The organism is Anaerosalibacter massiliensis, from assembly GCF_024623155.1.
Classification (GTDB): Bacteria; Bacillota; Clostridia; order Tissierellales; family Sporanaerobacteraceae; genus Anaerosalibacter; species Anaerosalibacter massiliensis.
The window spans coordinates 72,974-90,722 of the sequence record NZ_JANJZL010000006.1; the positions used below are offsets into that span (position 1 = coordinate 72,974).

The 17,749-nt window shown below is 31.1% G+C and carries 16 protein-coding genes; 4 read left to right on the plus strand and 12 right to left on the minus strand.

The features are described from left to right. Nucleotides 1-46 precede the first annotated feature (46 nt). Both NSA23_RS10095 and NSA23_RS10100 read right to left on the minus strand, forming a co-directional pair. Entirely contained in the window at nucleotides 47-1,423 is a 1,377-nt protein-coding gene (locus tag NSA23_RS10095) for an alanine/glycine:cation symporter family protein (protein WP_042683398.1), read from the minus strand. Nucleotides 1,424-1,732: 309 nt separating this feature from the next. After that, nucleotides 1,733-3,091 carry a sigma-54 interaction domain-containing protein gene (locus NSA23_RS10100; RefSeq protein ID WP_042683397.1) on the minus strand — a complete coding sequence of 453 codons (1,359 nt, stop codon included), beginning with the start codon at nucleotides 3,089-3,091 and terminating at the stop codon, nucleotides 1,733-1,735. Between the two features lie 254 nt (nucleotides 3,092-3,345). Here NSA23_RS10100 and NSA23_RS10105 point away from each other — a divergent pair, with 254 nt between their 5' ends. Together NSA23_RS10105 and NSA23_RS10110 are read left to right on the plus strand one after the other, a co-directional pair. Further along, a complete protein-coding gene (locus NSA23_RS10105) occupies nucleotides 3,346-3,585 on the plus strand; it encodes a superoxide dismutase (RefSeq protein WP_075052148.1) in 240 nt (79 codons plus the stop codon). Between the two features lie 22 nt (nucleotides 3,586-3,607). Then, on the plus strand, nucleotides 3,608-3,805 hold the full coding sequence (locus NSA23_RS10110; RefSeq protein ID WP_050069912.1) for a Fe-Mn family superoxide dismutase: 198 nt from the start codon (nucleotides 3,608-3,610) through the stop codon (nucleotides 3,803-3,805). A 37-nt stretch (nucleotides 3,806-3,842) separates the two neighbouring features. Here the strand turns inward: NSA23_RS10110 and NSA23_RS10115 are convergent, their stop codons facing one another. The 6 genes from NSA23_RS10115 to NSA23_RS10140 form a co-directional block, all read right to left on the minus strand. Further along, a complete protein-coding gene (locus tag NSA23_RS10115; protein ID WP_042683396.1) occupies nucleotides 3,843-5,471 on the minus strand; it encodes an amidohydrolase in 1,629 nt (542 codons plus the stop codon). A gap of 135 nt (nucleotides 5,472-5,606) precedes the next feature. Further along, nucleotides 5,607-7,262: a M20/M25/M40 family metallo-hydrolase gene (locus tag NSA23_RS10120; RefSeq protein WP_042683395.1), complete on the minus strand. Its 1,656-nt coding sequence runs from the start codon at nucleotides 7,260-7,262 to the stop codon at nucleotides 5,607-5,609. Between the two features lie 10 nt (nucleotides 7,263-7,272). Next, nucleotides 7,273-8,901: an amidohydrolase gene (locus tag NSA23_RS10125; RefSeq protein ID WP_042683394.1), complete on the minus strand. Its 1,629-nt coding sequence runs from the start codon at nucleotides 8,899-8,901 to the stop codon at nucleotides 7,273-7,275. A gap of 22 nt (nucleotides 8,902-8,923) precedes the next feature. Beyond that, nucleotides 8,924-10,375 (minus strand): alanine/glycine:cation symporter family protein, encoded by a 1,452-nt coding sequence (locus tag NSA23_RS10130; RefSeq protein WP_042683393.1) that lies wholly within the window; start codon nucleotides 10,373-10,375, stop codon nucleotides 8,924-8,926. A 272-nt stretch (nucleotides 10,376-10,647) separates the two neighbouring features. Continuing rightward, complete coding sequence (locus tag NSA23_RS10135; RefSeq protein WP_257490501.1) at nucleotides 10,648-11,601, minus strand: C-terminal binding protein; 954 nt, start codon at nucleotides 11,599-11,601, stop codon at nucleotides 10,648-10,650. A gap of 50 nt (nucleotides 11,602-11,651) precedes the next feature. Then, nucleotides 11,652-12,287, minus strand: coding sequence for a GntR family transcriptional regulator (locus tag NSA23_RS10140; RefSeq protein ID WP_187116715.1), 636 nt, complete (start codon nucleotides 12,285-12,287; stop codon nucleotides 11,652-11,654). 219 nt (nucleotides 12,288-12,506) lie between these two features. On the opposite strand from NSA23_RS10140, the gene NSA23_RS10145 reads away from it, so the two are divergent. Then, entirely contained in the window at nucleotides 12,507-13,421 is a 915-nt protein-coding gene (locus NSA23_RS10145) for a DUF2935 domain-containing protein (RefSeq protein WP_042683391.1), read from the plus strand. Nucleotides 13,422-13,533: 112 nt separating this feature from the next. After that, nucleotides 13,534-14,583, plus strand: coding sequence for a DmpA family aminopeptidase (locus NSA23_RS10150; protein ID WP_222704836.1), 1,050 nt, complete (start codon nucleotides 13,534-13,536; stop codon nucleotides 14,581-14,583). A 59-nt stretch (nucleotides 14,584-14,642) separates the two neighbouring features. On the opposite strand, the gene NSA23_RS10155 is transcribed toward NSA23_RS10150, so the two are convergent. From NSA23_RS10155 to NSA23_RS10170, 4 genes are read right to left on the minus strand one after another with little or no spacing between them, the layout of a single operon-like run. Then, the gene (locus tag NSA23_RS10155; RefSeq protein ID WP_257490502.1) at nucleotides 14,643-15,671 is read right to left on the minus strand and encodes a zinc-binding dehydrogenase; all 1,029 of its coding nucleotides are present in this window, start codon (nucleotides 15,669-15,671) and stop codon (nucleotides 14,643-14,645) included. A gap of 25 nt (nucleotides 15,672-15,696) precedes the next feature. Continuing rightward, nucleotides 15,697-16,965: a PTS galactitol transporter subunit IIC gene (locus NSA23_RS10160; RefSeq protein WP_042683389.1), complete on the minus strand. Its 1,269-nt coding sequence runs from the start codon at nucleotides 16,963-16,965 to the stop codon at nucleotides 15,697-15,699. Nucleotides 16,966-16,976: 11 nt separating this feature from the next. Next, a complete protein-coding gene (locus tag NSA23_RS10165) occupies nucleotides 16,977-17,258 on the minus strand; it encodes a PTS sugar transporter subunit IIB (RefSeq protein WP_042683388.1) in 282 nt (93 codons plus the stop codon). Between the two features lie 6 nt (nucleotides 17,259-17,264). Then, on the minus strand, nucleotides 17,265-17,726 hold the full coding sequence (locus NSA23_RS10170; RefSeq protein WP_042683387.1) for a PTS sugar transporter subunit IIA: 462 nt from the start codon (nucleotides 17,724-17,726) through the stop codon (nucleotides 17,265-17,267). Nucleotides 17,727-17,749: the final 23 nt, after the last annotated feature.

The window sequence follows — 17,749 nt, forward strand, 5'->3', positions numbered from 1 at the left end:
TCCCAATGATATTATAATAAATTTATATAAACATAATAATAGCTATCTATTTTACTTCCTCCTTTGCACTTGGATAATATTCAGGATTATTGAAGAAATCATTTTTTAAATCTTTAACTTCATTTCTTAAAAATACTACTCCTATCATATTAGGAATAACCACAGTAGCCAATAGTATATCTAAGAAATTATATAGGAACTCAAGCCCTCCATAAGCACCTAGGAATATAGCTACTAAATAAACTAATCTCATTATTTTAGAAGTTTTTACTCCAAATAGGTATTCTGCTTGTTTTTCTCCATAAAATACAAGAACAATAATAGTTGAAAGTACAAATAAAAACATGCTTAACGTTACAATTCCTCCACCTAAGGTATTACCTAGTACTTGTTGAAAAGCTCTAGCAGGAATACTTGCAGCTTCTTTTGCTGGTATTACTTCATGTAATCCAGTAGTTAAAACCAATAGTGCAGTCATAGTACATATGATCAATGTAGAAACTACAACTTCAAAAATACCCCACATAGCTTGTCTAACAGGATGATCTGTATTTGCACTACAGTGGGCAATAGGTGCTGTACCCATTCCAGCTTCATTTGAATATACTCCTCTAGCAGTACCCCATCTTATGGCATGGGCTACACTAGCCCCTAAAAAACCGCCTTTTGCTGCAGCTGGAGTAAATGCATGTTTAAATATAAGGCCAAAGGCTGGAAATATATTTTTAGCATTAAATAATACTACTATTAAAGAACCTATTACATATAGTAATGCCATAAAGGGCACTAATTTTTCAGTAATCTGTGTAATTCTTTTAATACCTCCATAAACTACTATACCTACTAAAAGAGCAATTACAATACCAGCTAGCTGATTAGATATATTAAGAGTTCCAGCTGTTTGGACTGCTGATGCTGTTTGAGTAGCTACAGAAGGTATGATTTCAATCATCAAACAAAATGCAAATAGCCTTCCTAAGAAGTTTGAATTTAATCCTTTTTTCAGATAGTACATAGGTCCACCAACATATTCTCCTAGTTCATTCTTTTCCCTATACTTTATACCCAGTACTATTTCTGAAAACTTAGTTGCACTGCCTATAAGGGCAACTATCCACATCCAGAAAACTGCTCCTGGTCCACCAAAAACTATAGCAATTGGCACACCAACTATATTGGATGCTCCTACAGTTGAAGCTAATGCTGCTGTAACTGCTTGAAATGGACTAATTCCATCTTTCTCTTTTCCTTCTTTTGAAAACATTTTCCCAAAGGTTTCACTCATTATAAATGGAAAATATCTAATCTGGAAAAAACCTAATGAAAAACTCATTATAAGACTGCCTCCAACTAAAATAAGCATCATAGGAATTCCCCAAAGCCAATTGGAAAAACTAACAATACTATCTATAAAGGTTTGCATAAAACCCCTCCCAAATTATAATTTAATAATAATTCCAATATACTTTTTTGTTATCATCCTTTCTTAAATATTTTAGTTTGTGATAATATATACTTATCTATATAAATATATAATTTTGCAACAATTGTGCCAATTCTTACAATATATATCTAGATAAATGTTTTTACTCCTATAAATAAGTTATAAACCTATCTAGAATTGTTTAAATATTTTATAAACATATTTTTATGAACCCTAAATAATAAAATTAGAGCAAGAATATGCAAAAATTTTTTTGCATATTCTTGCTCTAATTTATATAAAAAATCTTTATTCAATTTCTATTCCTAGACTATCCATCTTATATTTTAAAGTCTGTCTTGATATTTTTAATAGACTAGCAGCTTCATTTAATGTATCACTACTTTCTAGTGCTAATTTAATATATCTACTTTCATAATCTTTTACAGCCTCATTCAAAGAAAATTTATTATCTATATCAATATTCTTTGAGATATTCTTCTTGGTATTTATATCATAAGGTAAATCATTTTCATTTATAACTTCTCCTTCAGTAAAATTAAAGGCACTTTCAATAACATGCTTTAGTTGTCTAACATTCCCCGGCCAACTATATTCCATAAATAAATCCATAACTCCTTTGCTAACCTTTTTTATCTCTTTTCTCATTTTTATATTATATTCATTTATAAAACTATTTACTAGAAGAGGAATATCTTCTTTTCTTTCTCTAAGTGGTGGTATTTTTATTATAACCACACCTAGTCTATAGAAAAGATCCTGCCTCATTTGTTTGTTATCTAAAATTAATTTGGGGTCTTCATTTAACATAGAAATCAATTTTACATCTACATCAATCAATTCTTTTCCACCAATCCGCCTAAAAGCTCCACTATCTACTACTCTGAGTAACTTAGGTTGTAAATTAAGATCCATAGAATTTATCTCATCTAATACTAAAGTGCCATTGTTGGCCATTTCAAAAAGTCCTATTTTGCTTTCTGCCCCTGTAAAACTTCCCTTTGTAGTACCAAAAAACATACTTTCTGCTAATGTAAGTGGTATTGCTGAACAATTTTGTATAATAAACGGATTGTCCTTCCTAAGGCTATGATTATGTATTGATTGGGCTATTAGCTCTTTACCTGTACCTGTTTCTCCATATATCATAACTGGTGAATTAGTTTTAGCAGCTTTTAATGTTCTATTTTTAACTTCAATCATAGCATCATTATTAGTTAAAACATTATCTATAGTAAATAAATAGTTCTTTCTACTATCCAAATTATGATGTTTAAACTTTTTTACTCCATTCATATTTTCATAGATATATTTGTTAATATCTACAGCTCCTACTACCTCTTGCCCTTCCATTATAGGAAAAGTAGTAGAAAATACAGTGACTGTCCTCTCCTTAAAAATATTTAGATATTGTTTTTCATTTATTATTGGTTCTTTATTTTTTAGAACTCTCATAACTGTACTAGTTTCATAATCTAGATGCTGATGTAATTCTAATATGTGAAGTCCTACTGGATCATCTACTATTCTACTTCCTAAACCCTTAAATATTTTATAATACTCTATATAGCCTTCCTTATCAGTAACTACTAAAAAATCTGCATCATCAAATAGGTTCAAAAGTTCTTCAATGTATCCCTTTAACATATTTTATAATAGCCCCCTCTTTTATAACCTGATTAAAAACAATTTATTAATGGTTTGTTCTAAAAATTTAGAATATTTCTAATTATTTTTAATGTTATATTATCATTTTCACCTATAATTTTCAATAATATTTTACTTAATTTCTTAACAAACTATATACAATTTCATCTTTCTTATATATTTCTGTAAGTTCGTCTTAAATATTTAGTCTGCAAGTATTGTACCAATTATTGTAAAACAATAATTATCCATATATGAAAACTAAAGAAATATTAAAGTCTTTGGAAACTATTCTAATGGATATTAGAATATCTGTGAGAAACAATGGTGGTGGCCATTATAACCATACACTGTTTTGGGATATAATGTCACCAGAAAGCGGCGGAAAACCAGAAGGAAATCTTGGAAAGAAGATTGATGAGGACTTATGGGGATTTGATAAGTTTAAAGAAGATTTTAAGAAAGCTGCTTTAGGACAATTTAGTAGTGGTTGAGCATGGTTAGTACTTGATTCCAATGGCAAACTATCAATTGAAGCTACTCCAAATCAAGACAATCCAATCTCCAATGGCAAAAAAACCCCTTCTTGGTATTGATGTGTGGGAACACGAATATTACCTAAAATACAAGAACAAAAGGGCAGATTATATTGATTCTTGGTGGAATGTAGTAGATTGGAAGAAAGTAGCTAAAAAATTTGATGAAGTAAAATAATTGTATATAAAAATAGCTCTGCAGCTAGAGCTATTTTTTATTTCTCATATACTATTTCTCCATCAAATATGGTCATTTCTACTTCTATATTTTTTATTTCATCTTCTGGTATTTCAAATATATTTTTCGAAAGTACTACTATATCTGCTAGTTTGCCTTCTTCTATTGAACCTTTTATATCTTCTTCAAAGGAAGTATAGGCTCCAGCTTTAGTAAATCCATAAACTGCTTCTTCTACTGTGAGTTTCTGTTCTGGCATCCAGCCACCTTCTGGATTTCCCTTTAAATCTTTCCTTGTAACTGCTTCATAGATTCCATTTAATACATTAAAAGATTCTACTGGTGCATCTGAGCCGCAAGCTATATGGACTCCACTATCTAAAAGGGTCTTCCAATTATAAGAGGTTTTTTCCAGCTTCTCTCCTACCCTATCTTTAACTATTTTCCAATCATAGTCTAAGAATATTGGTTGGATATAGGCTACTGCATTTAATTCTTTAAACTTATTTAATAAGTATTCATCAGTTATCTGGCAATGTACTATTCCATGACGATGATCCTCTCTTGGACTTTTATTTAATGCTTTTTCTATTGCTTCAAAGGTCATGTACATTGCCTTATCTCCTATACAGTGGACTGCTACTTGCATATCATTATTGTGAGCTACTTCTACAAGTTCATCTATTTCTTCTTGAGTAAATACTGGTATACCACGAGTGTCTGGACAATCTGCATAAGGTTGTGTTAAAGCTGCTGTTCTTGCTCCAAGTGATCCATCTCCAAGTAGTTTCAATGGTCCTATTCTAAAATACTCATTTCCCCATCCAGTTCTATAGCCACTATTTAAAAAGCTATTTATTCTATCCATACTTGGTAGTAGACATTGTTCATATATTCTAAGGCTAAGTTTTCCTTCTTCTTCTAATTCTCTATAGGCCTTTAGTATATTGTGAAAGTTATTTCCTGGTATAGCTTCAAAATCATCTGTTTGAATTGAGGTTATACCACAGGAGTTGGCATCTTCTATACCTTCAAGTAGCATTTCCTTTATATCTTCTACTGTAGGTTCTGGAATCTGGCTAGTTAAAAGCTCTATAGCTTTTTCCCTAAATATTCCTGTAGGTTCTCTATTTTCGTCTAAATCAAACTTTCCTCCTTCTATTTGAGGGGTATCTTTGGTTATTCCTGCTAATTCTAAAGCCTTACTATTAGCTATTTGAATATGTCCACATGCCCTAATTATAGCTATTGGATGTTCTGTTGAAACTCTATCTAAATCATATCTAGTAGGAAAAGTTTTTTCATCTTTAAAATAATCGTCATTCCATCCTCTTCCTACAATCCATTTCCCTTTTTTTATATTTTTATCTTTAATAAAATCCTTTATTCTCTCTACTATTCCATCTATGGACTCTGTTCCATTTAGATTTACAGCTCTGCAAGAATATCCATAGCTAAGTAGATGCATATGGCTATCATTAAAACCCGGAAGTACTGTTTTGCCCTTTAAATCTATTATTTCCGTATTATCACTTTTCAAGTCTAGCACTTCTTCATTGGTGCCTACTTTAGCTATTTTTTTATCCTTTATAGCTATAGCTTCAGCCCAAGATATATATTTTGAAACCATTGTAGCTATTTTTCCGTTTAAAATTATCTTATCCATAGAAAAGCCCCCTTTAAAAAATAATGCCTACAGTATTCAATATATGGAAACTCCTTCCTATGGACTACAGAAAGGAGTTTCGTATTATAGCATAGGGTTATTACCTTTAATTGATTTTTGAAATATTTTTAATTTTTAAACTAATATCTTTTTAATTGTATTATATGTTATATTGGGAACATTCTCAAATGTATGTTTCATATGAACCCTTTCGGTTACTTTATGTCCATCTTTCCCAAAGGTACCTATGTTGACTACTGGCACATTTATAGCCAATATATCATCTACATTATATACATATTTTGTTCCCCAAGCTGGCATATTGTTTTCTAATGCCTTTAAATCTTCTAGATCATCACTTATTGTCATAAAGCTAGAGTCTGAAATATATGGGTAGAACATCTTAGTTACTATAGGTTTGTCTGAATACTTCTGTACAAAATCTATGGATTCATTAACACTAGCTAATAGGTTTTTCTCCTTTTCATCTTTTCCTGTTACTTCTATTCTAGCTGAAAATATTGAAGAGTAGTATATTATTATAGCTGGACTCCTATCTTTAACCCATTTCCAAGATTCTTCTATGACCTTTGCACTAAACTCTCTTAAATCCATAGTTGGATAATTGTTGTTTAGCTCTTTTGCAAAATTGTATATATGTTTTTTAAATTTATCTCCATGAATATCTACTAATTCATTATAAAATTCATCCCAAGTATATACCCTATTCTTCCATGGGAGCTTTGTATATGTATGGCCTCCTTTTTTACAAAATTCTTTATAAGATTTATTTGTATATTCTATAATATTGTCAAAGGCTTCTTCTGCCTTTTCTTTCATCTTTTCCATTACATCTTTTGGACTCATACTATGAGTAAAGAAATTATAATAAGAATAAGCAGCTATTGGAGTTTGAACTGTATATCCTTCTTTAAAATCTGCTTGTTTTAGTGACATTGGAGGTATGGTTACTTCTCCAAAAGCCTCATCACAAAGTTCTGGGTTTAATTCTATAAGTCTTGTAAGCTCTGCCACTATTAAATTGGGATCTAGTCCCCCAAATGCCTGCCCTACATGGGTTTCTTTTCCTACTACATAGAAAGATGGAAGTAGTTTTCCTATAGTTCCAAAGTATACATATCTGTTCTCATCTTTTGCATGATATGGAGTAGAATAATCTGCATTTATAGCTGCAACATATTCTAAGTTTTCCTTCTCTTTTATATCTTTAAAGACTTTTAAACCTGTTAGTATACCATGGGAATTGTCTTCTTCATCACATTCCGCCAAAGCTATGATATGTCCATTTAGCTCTTCTGGATGTTCTGAAAAATATTTTATTAAATACATATGACCTGCCACTCCTGATTTCATATCAAGAGCCCCTCTTCCAAACATATATTCTCCTGAATCTATGTCTTTATTTAATTCTTCGTTTAAATCTAACTTTCTTAAAACCTCTGGAAGTCTGTCTGGATCAAAGGCATATTCTTTAATAGTCCCAAAATCATCTACTCCTACTGTATCTAAATGTCCCATAAGTATTATGGCTTTGTTTGAATCTCCTTTTGTACCTTTTACATGGGCAACAACTATATGTCTTTCTATTTCGTCATCTATAGTTTGAACCATTTGAAGTCTTTCTGGATTTTCTTTGAAATATGAAATTTCTTTATAATAGTCATAGATTTTCTGTGCACATTTAGTTTCTCCATCTGTTTTTACTATACTTGGTACCTTCACTAATTCTTTAGTTATGTTTTTAACTTCCTCCAAACAGTTTAAATACATAATCCCCCTCCTATTTTTTATATACTATTTTTCCATTGAAAATTGTCATCTCTACTTCTACATCTTTTATTTCATCTTCTGGTATTTCAAATATATCTCTTGAAAGCACTACCATATCAGCTAATTTACCTTCTTCAATAGAGCCTTTCCCATTTTCTTCAAATGATGTATAAGCTCCTCCCATAGTAAAACCATAGACTGCTTCTTCTACTGTAAGGGTTTGATCTGGTTTCCATCCACCTTCTGGTTCTCCATTTAAATCCTTACTTGTTACAGCTTCATATATACCATTTAATACATTGAAGGATTCTACTGGTGCATCTGAGCCAAATCCTAGATGGACTCCACTGTGTAGGAGAGTTCTCCAGTTATAACAAGTTTTTAATAATTCACCTCCTATTCTAGATTCAGCTATTTTCCAATCATAGTCTAAAAATATTGGTTGAATATAGGCTACTGCATTTAATTCTTTAAACTTATTTAATAAATATTCATCAGTTATCTGGCAATGCACTATTCCATGACGATGATCCTTTCTTGGACTTTTAGCTAATGCCTTTTCTATTGCTTCAAAGGCCATGTACATTGCCTTATCTCCTATACAGTGGACTGCTATTTGCATATCACTATTGTGAGCTATTTCTACAAGTTCATCTATTTCCTCTTGAGTAAATACTGGTATACCATAAGTGTCTGGACAATCTGCATAAGGTTTAGTTAAAGCTGCCGTTCTTGCTCCAAGTGATCCATCTCCAAGTAGTTTCAGTGGTCCTATTTTAAAGAAATCATCCCCATGTCCCGTTCTATATCCACTGTCTAAAAATCCTTTCAATCTTCCCATGCTTGGGAGTAGACATTGTTCATATATTCTTAAGTTTATTTTCCCTTCTTCATTTAATTCTTTATAAGCTTTAATTATATTTTCATAGTTTTTCCCTGGTATAGCTTCGAAATCATCTGTTTGCACCGATGTGATTCCACATTTATTAGCATTTTTCATACCTTCAATAAGCATTTCTTTTATCTCTTCTACTGTAGATTCTGGAATATGGCTAGTTATTAGACCTTGAGCTTTTTCTCTAAATATTCCTATAGGCTCTCCATTTTCATCAAGGTCAAATTTTCCTCCTTCTATTTGAGGAGAATCTTTAGTTATTCCTGCTAATTCCATAGCTTTACTATTTGCTATTACTATATGATAACAGACCCTTGTAAAAACTATTGGATGTTCAGTAGATATTTTGTCTAAATCATACCTAGTCGGAAAAACCCTTTCTCCTTCTGTAAAATAATCTTGGTTCCAGCCTATTCCTAAAATCCATTTTCCTGAAGCAATATTTCTTTCTTTTATAAATTTCTTAGTTCTTTCTATTATGTTGCCTATAGAGGTAGTTCCTACAAGATTTACATTTTGAATATGGTAACTATACATTAGTAAATGCATATGACTATCATTGAATCCTGGAAGGAGGAGTTTGCCTTCTAAATCTACTACTTCTGTATTATCATCTTTAAGTTCCAAAACTTCTTCATTAGAACCTACTTTAGTTATCTTTCCATTTTCTACAGCCACAGCCTCAGCAAAAGAGTTCTTTGAGTCTATAGTTGCTATTTTTCCGTTAATAAAAATTTTGTCCACTATAAAACCTCCTTTTTGCTAATTACTTAGATGCTTTTTTCTTTCCATCTTCATAAAATACTGCAAAATGTGGATCTACCTTACCTATTCCTAAATATCTTGCTTTATAGTCTTTAACAAGTTTGAAGAAAGTAGGGCTCAATATCATTATAGTTATAACATTTGCAAAAGTTGGAATAGCTGATGTGAAATCTCCAAACAACCATACTGCTGCTCCTGGTAGTCCACTTGTCACAGCCATAATTACTAGAAGCATTCCTGGTATAGGATATACCCACCTATATACTTTAAGAATATTGTCTTTTATATCAGGTCTATTTTTGAATAGATGACGAAGAACAACTTCATAGTATGCATACCAACCAGTTGTTGTTGAAAGTCCAAGCAAGAATATAGAAAATGCAACTACTATCCTTCCAAATCTACCTAATCCTACTTCAAAAGCAGTTAAAGCCAATGTTGCTCCATCAAGTCCTGTTGACCATTGTCCAGTCATAATAACTACCAATGCTGTTATTGTACAAACTACAATTGTATCTATAAATACTTCAAATGCTCCCCAAAGCCCTTGTTTTACTGGGTGTTCAACTTTTGCTGTAGCATGAATCATTGGAGAAGTACCCCAACCAGCTTCATTACTATATACTGCCCTTGCCATACCTAGTTTCAAAGCTTGCATAGCTCCCATTCCGGCAAATCCACCAACAGCTGCTGTACCTGTAAAAGCACCTTTTATTATCATTCCAAGTGCTTGAGGAAGTACAGTAATGTTTTTAAATATTATTATAAGACCACCAATTATATAGAATAAACACATAAAAGGAACAATCTTTGCTGCGGCCTTACCCAAACTTGGAATACCACCACTTATGATTAAATAAGTACAGATTACATAAACAACACTTACTGTTATAAGACTTATACCAAATGTATTGCCGATAGCCTCTGATACAGTATAGTTTTGTAATGTTAGGAAAAATGTTGAGAATATTCCTGCACCAAATATTACTGCCAATACAGGCCATATTTTAATTCCTCTTTCTTCTCCCAATCCTTTTTCCATATAGAATGTAGGACCACCAAACGGGATGCCGTTTTCATCTTTATTTCTATAATATACTGCTAAAGATACTTCTGTCATCTTTAAAATCATCCCTAAAAGTGCTGACAACCACATCCAAAATATTGCTCCTGGTCCACCTACTGCTACTGCTGTAGCTACACCACCAATATTAGCAACACCTACAGATCCTCCTATAGCAACACTTATAGCTTCAAATGAAGAAAGTAAACCTTCACCACCTTCATCTTTTTCCTTACCCATAATAGAGCCAAAAGTTTTTTTCATTATATGTCCAAATTTTGAAAACTGAAAAAATCCTGAGCCAATAGTAAAATAAAGTCCTGTCACTGTCATCATAATAATTAAAGGAAGCCCCCATAGCCATCCAACAATCTTTGAAAATAATTCCATGTAAATTCCTCCCTTATTTTTAAAATTTGAAGAATTCAAAAAATTTTGCATACATCAAATTTACTAAAGCATTTTCTTTTCAGTGGATAGATTCACCATTGGCGGATTTGTGTATGTGTTTGTATACAATGAATTATATAGCCATAATTTCTATACTTCAACGCCCAATCTTGGCTATATTTTAGACTAATTGCTTAATACAAGTCAAAAAACTTGCTTTTCCCTTATATCTCTTAAACTATTGTTAAAATACTATCAATTGTGAAGTCTTCTTATATATGTAATAATATGTTTTTAACATTTTCTGCTGCTTTCCTTCTCATCTCTTCATAAGAGTCCTTAGATAAAAATGCCATATGAGGTGTGATAATTATATTATCTAGATTTAATAAAGGATTATCTTTTTTAGGAGGTTCTTCTTCCATAACATCTATAGCTGCTCCTGCAATTAACCTTTCTTTTAAAGCTATATATAGAGCTTTTTCATTTACTACAGATCCTCTAGACGTATTTACAAGAAAGGAAGTTCTTTTCATTATTTTAAATGCTTCTATATCAAACATATATTTAGTGTGTTTTGTTAAAGGAACATGTAAGGTGATAATATCAGAACTTCTTAACAATGTCTTAAAATCAACAAATTCAATTTCTTCTTTATTTTCAACTCTTTTGTCTGCCCTAGGATAGTAAACTAAAATATTAACATTAAAATTTTTCATTTTCTTTATAACAGACCTTGCTATCCTTCCATATCCAACCACTCCCAGTGTTTGAGTGCTAATTCTTCTTATAGGGGGAAATTTATTTGTACTAAAGACACTACCTACACTCCATAGTCCTTCCTTCACATGTTTATTATATATATGTATATGTCTGGTTATAGATAATATACTAGCTACTGTATAATTAGCCACATCTTCAGTACAATAATCTGGAATATTTGCTACAACTATATTTCTTTTTTTAGCTTCATTTACATCAATATTGTCTATTCCAACTCCTTGTCTTGAAATCACCTTACATCTTTTCATTTTACTTATAGCATTTGAATCTATTTCCCTGTCTGCTATTATTATTCCATCAGCTTTTAAAATAGCTTTATAAAAATCATATTTATTATCATTAGGTATAAACCTTATATCTGCTATTGGAGATAATATTTTTTCCTCTATATCTGGTTCATCTACAATTAAACTATGGACAACTACATTAAACTTTTCAGACACAGTTAATACACCATCCTATGATTTGTTTTTGTGTTTGTGTACAACTATAATTATAAAATCTTTTTAATTCTCTCTTTTAGACTCTCTCTTATATCATTTACATGATTCTGTACTATTCTTGCAGCTTCTTCTCCATTACTTTCTTTAATTGCCTTTATTATTTGTTTATGTTCTGAAACTATAGTACTTGCCCTATCTAAAAATGGAGCTGCTAAAATATATCTATTATAACTTTCCACTAATTGTAAAGTCAGTCTCTCTAGTACTTTATTATTAGCTGCCTTAGATATAATACAGTGAAAGTCTATATCTAATTTGATAAACTGTTTCACATCAAATTCTTTATCCTTAAGTAATAACTCTTGTTGTTCTACTAAATAATCCATTTCCTTTATATCTTCATCTGTTTTCCTTTCTGCAGCCAACCTTACTGAAAGCATGTCCACAGCTTCTCGAACATCAAAAATATCTTCCATGTATTCTAATGAAAGTTCAGCAACATAAGTTCCTCTACCAGGTGTTATTTTAATTAAATTTTCATATTCAAGTTTATTCAAAGCGGCCCTTAATGGTGTTCTACTAACTCCAAGCTGTTCTGAAAGTTCTTCTTCTGTCAAAAGTTGTCCAGGTTTTAAATCTAAATCTAATATTGCTCTTTTCAAAGTATTATATGTCTTCTCTGTCAAGCTTCCCCTGCTTTTTATCTGTGGCAAATTCATACTATTCCCACATCTCCTTCCCTGTATAGATTTAAAATATTTTCAACTGCATTCATTATATCATAGTGCTAACTATTTTATATAATAAAATATATGATTCCATTTATACCTTACTGAAATAGTAATAAATATAAAAACAAACTAATATATTCTATTATGACTATAAAATGAATGAGGGAGGTAAAAATGCTACCTAGAGAAGATTATATAAGAATGTCTTTAGAAACTAACTTATTCTTTGGAAGAATAATGAAGGAACATTTAATATTTATGGAAGCTGCATTTATGATTAAAGATAGTAATCATATATTAGAAGCTGATAATCTTAAAGAAGATATGGAAAAATTATTAATGGAAATTGTTTCAATATCTAATGGCATATTAAGTGAAGAAGTATTAAATTCTGGAGAATTAATTACTCCTATTACACTAGAATCTGAAGAAATATCTAATTTCTATACTGGAATTTGTATAGATACTAATATTACAAAACTTGAAATGAATTTGAGATCAAATCCAGAGTTTTGTTTCACTCCTGAAATAGAACAAGAAGTATATAATATAAATGACAGAGCTATAACTTTAGTTTCTGCAGTAATAAATTTAAAAGAAAGAATTCTTAATAAACTATCAAATTGCAAAATATTCATTAATTTATATCATCTACTTATAGACCATATTTTAAGAGAAGCAAGGCTTTATTTGAAAACCCTAATGAAACTACAAAATCCATCTAGAGATAAAAACAAAGAAACAATACTTGAACAGGAAATATTTTGGAATACAATAATGGAAGAACATGCATTGTTTATAAGAGGTCTACTTGACCCTACTGAAGTAGAACTATTTAATACTTCTAATGACTATGCTAATACTTTCAAAGATTTAGTTGAAGAAGCTAATGAAGATAAGCCTTCAATACCAGAACTTACAGAAGAAAGCCTAGAAGCTACTGTTGGAATAAGAAATTTTAAACGAGAAGGAACAGAAGGACTTATTAATTGTCAAATTAAAGCTATGGCCTATCCACTCTTAGGAGATCATATCCTAAGAGAAGCTAATCATTATATAAGAATATTAAATTCATTTATGCAATGTTAAAAAGCAGCTAAAATTTTAGCTGCTTTTTACATTATGTATAAAATAAAAGGATTTTTGAAATCCTCTATAGAATATATAATATAATCTTTAAAAAATTAAAAGGGTGAGTATTTTGAAAACACAAAAAAGAATTAGAGATTTCAATATACCTATTGGAAATATGAACACAGGTAAAAATAACTCTATTACTGATGTAGAGGGAGTAAAAGTAGGCCATGTTACTTTAAACAATAATAAAATAAAAACAGGCATCACCGTAGTTCTACCTCATACTGGAAATATATTTAGAAAAAAAGTTGTGGGAGCTTGCCATGTGATTAATGGTTTTGGAAAAAGTACAGGATTGCTACAAATAGAAGAATTAGGTAATATAGAAACCCCTATAATGCTTACAAATACTCTAAGTGTAGGAGCAGCTCATGAAGGCTTAGTGAAATTTATGCTTTCAATTGATGAAAATATAAAATCTATAAATCCTATTATTTGTGAATGCAATGATAGCTATTTAAATGATATTAGAGAACTTCATGTAAAAGATTATCATGTGTTTGAAGCTATAAAAAATGCAAGTTCTAGTTTTGAAGAGGGAAATGTAGGTGCTGGAACTGGAATGGTCTGTTATGAATTAAAAGGCGGTGTTGGCACATCTTCTCGCGTAGTAAGTATTGACAACGAGATTTATACTGTAGGAGTACTTGTCCTCTCCAACTTTGGTGATATGGAGGATCTTATAATAAACGGAAATTTCGTTGGGAAAAATCTAAAAAATATCATAAAACCTGAAGATGAAAAAGAGGAAGAAGGTTCCATAATATTAATAGTTGCTACAGATATTCCTCTTTCTTCTAGGCAATTAAAAAGAGTAATTAAAAGAGTTGAACCGGGAATTGCCAAAACTGGTGGATTTATAGGTCATAATAGTGGGGAAATAGCAATAGGATTTTCCACAGCCAATATTATTAATCATTTTGAGGAAAATACAATATTAAATATGAAAATAATTAATGAAGCAAATATAAATAAAGTATTTAAAGCTGTATCTGAAGCAACGGAAGAAGCAATACTCAATTCCTTAATATGTTCAAATACTACTAAGGGAAAAGATGGACATATTGTCTATTCTTTAAAAGATTATGTTAATGAATTACTGCCTTTGGATTAAATAATTTTGTATACTTAACGAATAATATAAATATATCCCCTGGTATCAGGGGGTATATTTTAAGATTTAATAATTGCCTTTACTTCACTTCCTTCTAATACTGCGTTCAAGGCTTCTTTCCAGTTTTCTAGTTCAACTATTTTAGTTACTAAAGCTTCTACATTTACCCTTTCTTCCTCTAAAAGTTTTAAAGATGTAATCCATGAACTTGGTTTTTGGGATCTGCTACCGATATATCTTATTTCTCTTTGAACTATAGACTCTAAATCTATTTTATTATATTTCTCAGCAAAAATTCCTACCTGTACAAAATCTCCTTGCTTTCTAATTAAATTTAATCCTTGATTTACAGCTGAAACTACTCCAGAACAGTCAAAAACCTTGTTAGCTCCATATCCATTAGTTTTATCCATTACTATTTTGTCTAAATTTTCTGTCTTTGAATCAACTACTAAATCTACACCAAGCTCTAAAGCAAGATTTAATCTTTTTCTATCTTTACTTACTCCTGATAAAATAACATAGGCTCCTTGAGATTTAGCTACTTGGCTTAAGAGCAACCCCATAGGTCCAGGTCCTATAATTAGAACTATGTCATCTTTATCGACTAAAGTTCTTTCTAAAGCTGCATGAACACAACAAGCTAGAGGCTCTGTTAAGCTTGCAGCTAAAGTACTCACATTGTCTGGTAAAACATGAACACTTTCTTCTCTTGATAACACATATTCAGCAAAACTTCCATCTACTTGAGTTCCTATTCCCTTCCTTACAGGACATAAATTATAGTCTTTACTCTTGCAAAAATCACATTCTTCACAAATTTTAAAAGTAGTTTCACTTGTTACCCTATCACCTACTTTTACTTTAGTAACATCTCTTCCTACATCTGTTACTATCCCTGCGAATTCATGCCCTAATACTACAGGTACATTTACCTTGTACTCTCCTTTATATGAATGAATATCTGATCCACAAATTCCACTATATTCTACTTTTATTTTTACTAGATTATCTTTGACCTGTGGTTCTTCAATTTCTAATAATTCTAGATTTCCATAACCAGGATTTACTTTTGTAAGTGCTTTCATAATATCTGCCTCCTAAGTCTTATAACTAAAATATTCCTGACAATAGTTGTGACAATTTAAGAATTGCCCAGTTTAGCAAATTACCACCTGTATCTAAATTAGATGCTTGAGCTACTCCTTCAGGCATAGTAAACTTAGCTTGAATTAACATCTCTGTAAATACTGGAGCAAAATTTGTTGCCATATATAGACCAAATGCCATTACTATAGCTCCTGTAATTACTGAATGTATTATATTTCCCTTTCTATTGCCTACTATAAATGCAACTAAAAATGGAATTGTAGCTAAATCTCCAAATGGTAAAACTTTATTCCCTGGTAAAATAACAGCTAAAAATAATGTAATAGGAACCAGTATTAATGCTGTTGCCATTACTGAAGGATGTCCAACTGCCACTGCTGCATCTAGACCAATATATAAATCTCTATCTCCATATTTAGTTTGAAGTAAGTTCCTTGCTGCTTCAGAAACTGGTATTAACCCTTCCATGATTATCTTAACCATTCTAGGCATTAGAAACATAACTGCCCCCATGTTAATGCCCATATTGATAATACCGCCTACATTATACCCAGCTAATATACCTAATATTGCACCAATAATTATGCCCATCATCATTGGTTCGCCAAAAATTCCAAATTTTTTCTGTATAGATTCTGGATCAGCATGTAGTTTGTTTATTCCTGGTATTTTCTCTACTAATGCACCAGCTATCATTCCCAATGGTGCAAAGGATGCTGTTGAGGCTGTTGGTAATGACACACCATCAAGTTGGTAAAACTCTTGAACCATTGGTGCTGTTTTATCTGCTATAAATAAAGTCATTACTTCCATTAATATTACACAGAGTATTGCAAAAAACCAGTTGTTTGTTAATATATAACCAGTAGCCCCTCCAGCAATAAAATGCCAGTAGTTCCATAAGTCGATATTAAGCGTTTTTGTTGTTTTAGTTAAAATCATAATTATATTAACCACGATAATAATCGGGATAGAAATAGCTGCTACAGGTGATGCCCATGCGGCAGCAGCAGCTGCTGGCCATCCCATATCAATAACTGTCAATTCTAGTCCGAATCTTTCAACCATTTGTTGTGCAGCTGGTCCTAAACTATCACTTAGTAAACCTATGACCAAGTTTATTCCCACGAATCCAATTCCAATTGTTAGCCCAGATTTTAGAGCCTTTTTAAATCCTGTACCAAATATTAGACCTATTATCAAAATGGCTAAAGGTATTATGACAGTAGGTCCTAAACCCAATATGTACTGAATAATTTCCATTAAATTCATTTTTTTACCCCCTATTTAGACAACATATCTATTATTTGTCGGTCTAATTTTTTCTCACCTGCACCAGTAATATAAGAAATGGCATTTAGTGATGGAATATCATATTTCGTTGGTAGGATAGTTGTAGATACAATTAGATCTGCTGAATTTGCAAGAGATGAAACTTCTGCAATCTTACATTGAGTAATTTCAAAATCTATATTGTTATCTTTTAATAAATTTGTAATTCTTTCAGTAACAACAGTAGAAGTTGCAATTCCAGCTCCACATGCAACCAATATATGTTTTTTCATTTATTCTCACCTCCCCTGCTGAATAATCTCTAGTATTTGACTTTCAGACTTTGCATTTAACATACCATTTATAATATTTTCATTTTGAATTAGAGCAATCATTTCTTTTAATATAATTAACTGTTCGTCAGGTTTATTCAATCCTAGAACAAAGACTATACTTACATCTGTCTTCTTGCTTGAGTCATCCATAAGATTAAAAGATATTGGATTCTTTAAAATATTTATGGATATGAACTGCTCATTAACAAGTTCAGCATCTGTATGAGGTATAGCAACACTATATTTAGATAGCTCTATTCCTGTTGGATATTTTTCCTCTCTATCTCTGATTTTCTTTAAAAAACCTTTTTTTACATATTTATTTTTAAAAGCTTCCTCATATATTTTATTAAATAATTCGTCTTTATTTTCACAGTTTATCTCTATATCTACTAGTTCCTTTTTTACATACTTTGCAATTTCCACGGTTTGTCTCTCCTTTATTAATG

Bases quoted from the DNA above. Each gene is read 5' to 3' on its own strand.
- NSA23_RS10095 (WP_042683398.1), bottom strand. From the start codon at position 1,423: ATGCAAACCTTTATAGATAGTATTGTTAGTTTTTCCAATTGGCTTTGG.
- NSA23_RS10100 (WP_042683397.1), bottom strand. From the start codon at position 3,091: ATGTTAAAGGGATACATTGAAGAACTTTTGAACCTATTTGATGATGCA.
- NSA23_RS10105 (WP_075052148.1), top strand. From the start codon at position 3,346: ATGAAAACTAAAGAAATATTAAAGTCTTTGGAAACTATTCTAATGGAT.
- NSA23_RS10110 (WP_050069912.1), top strand. From the start codon at position 3,608: ATGGCAAACTATCAATTGAAGCTACTCCAAATCAAGACAATCCAATCT.
- NSA23_RS10115 (WP_042683396.1), bottom strand. From the start codon at position 5,471: ATGGATAAGATAATTTTAAACGGAAAAATAGCTACAATGGTTTCAAAA.
- NSA23_RS10120 (WP_042683395.1), bottom strand. From the start codon at position 7,262: ATGTATTTAAACTGTTTGGAGGAAGTTAAAAACATAACTAAAGAATTA.
- NSA23_RS10130 (WP_042683393.1), bottom strand. From the start codon at position 10,375: ATGGAATTATTTTCAAAGATTGTTGGATGGCTATGGGGGCTTCCTTTA.
- NSA23_RS10145 (WP_042683391.1), top strand. From the start codon at position 12,507: ATGCTACCTAGAGAAGATTATATAAGAATGTCTTTAGAAACTAACTTA.
- NSA23_RS10155 (WP_257490502.1), bottom strand. From the start codon at position 15,671: ATGAAAGCACTTACAAAAGTAAATCCTGGTTATGGAAATCTAGAATTA.
- NSA23_RS10160 (WP_042683389.1), bottom strand. From the start codon at position 16,965: ATGAATTTAATGGAAATTATTCAGTACATATTGGGTTTAGGACCTACT.
- NSA23_RS10165 (WP_042683388.1), bottom strand. From the start codon at position 17,258: ATGAAAAAACATATATTGGTTGCATGTGGAGCTGGAATTGCAACTTCT.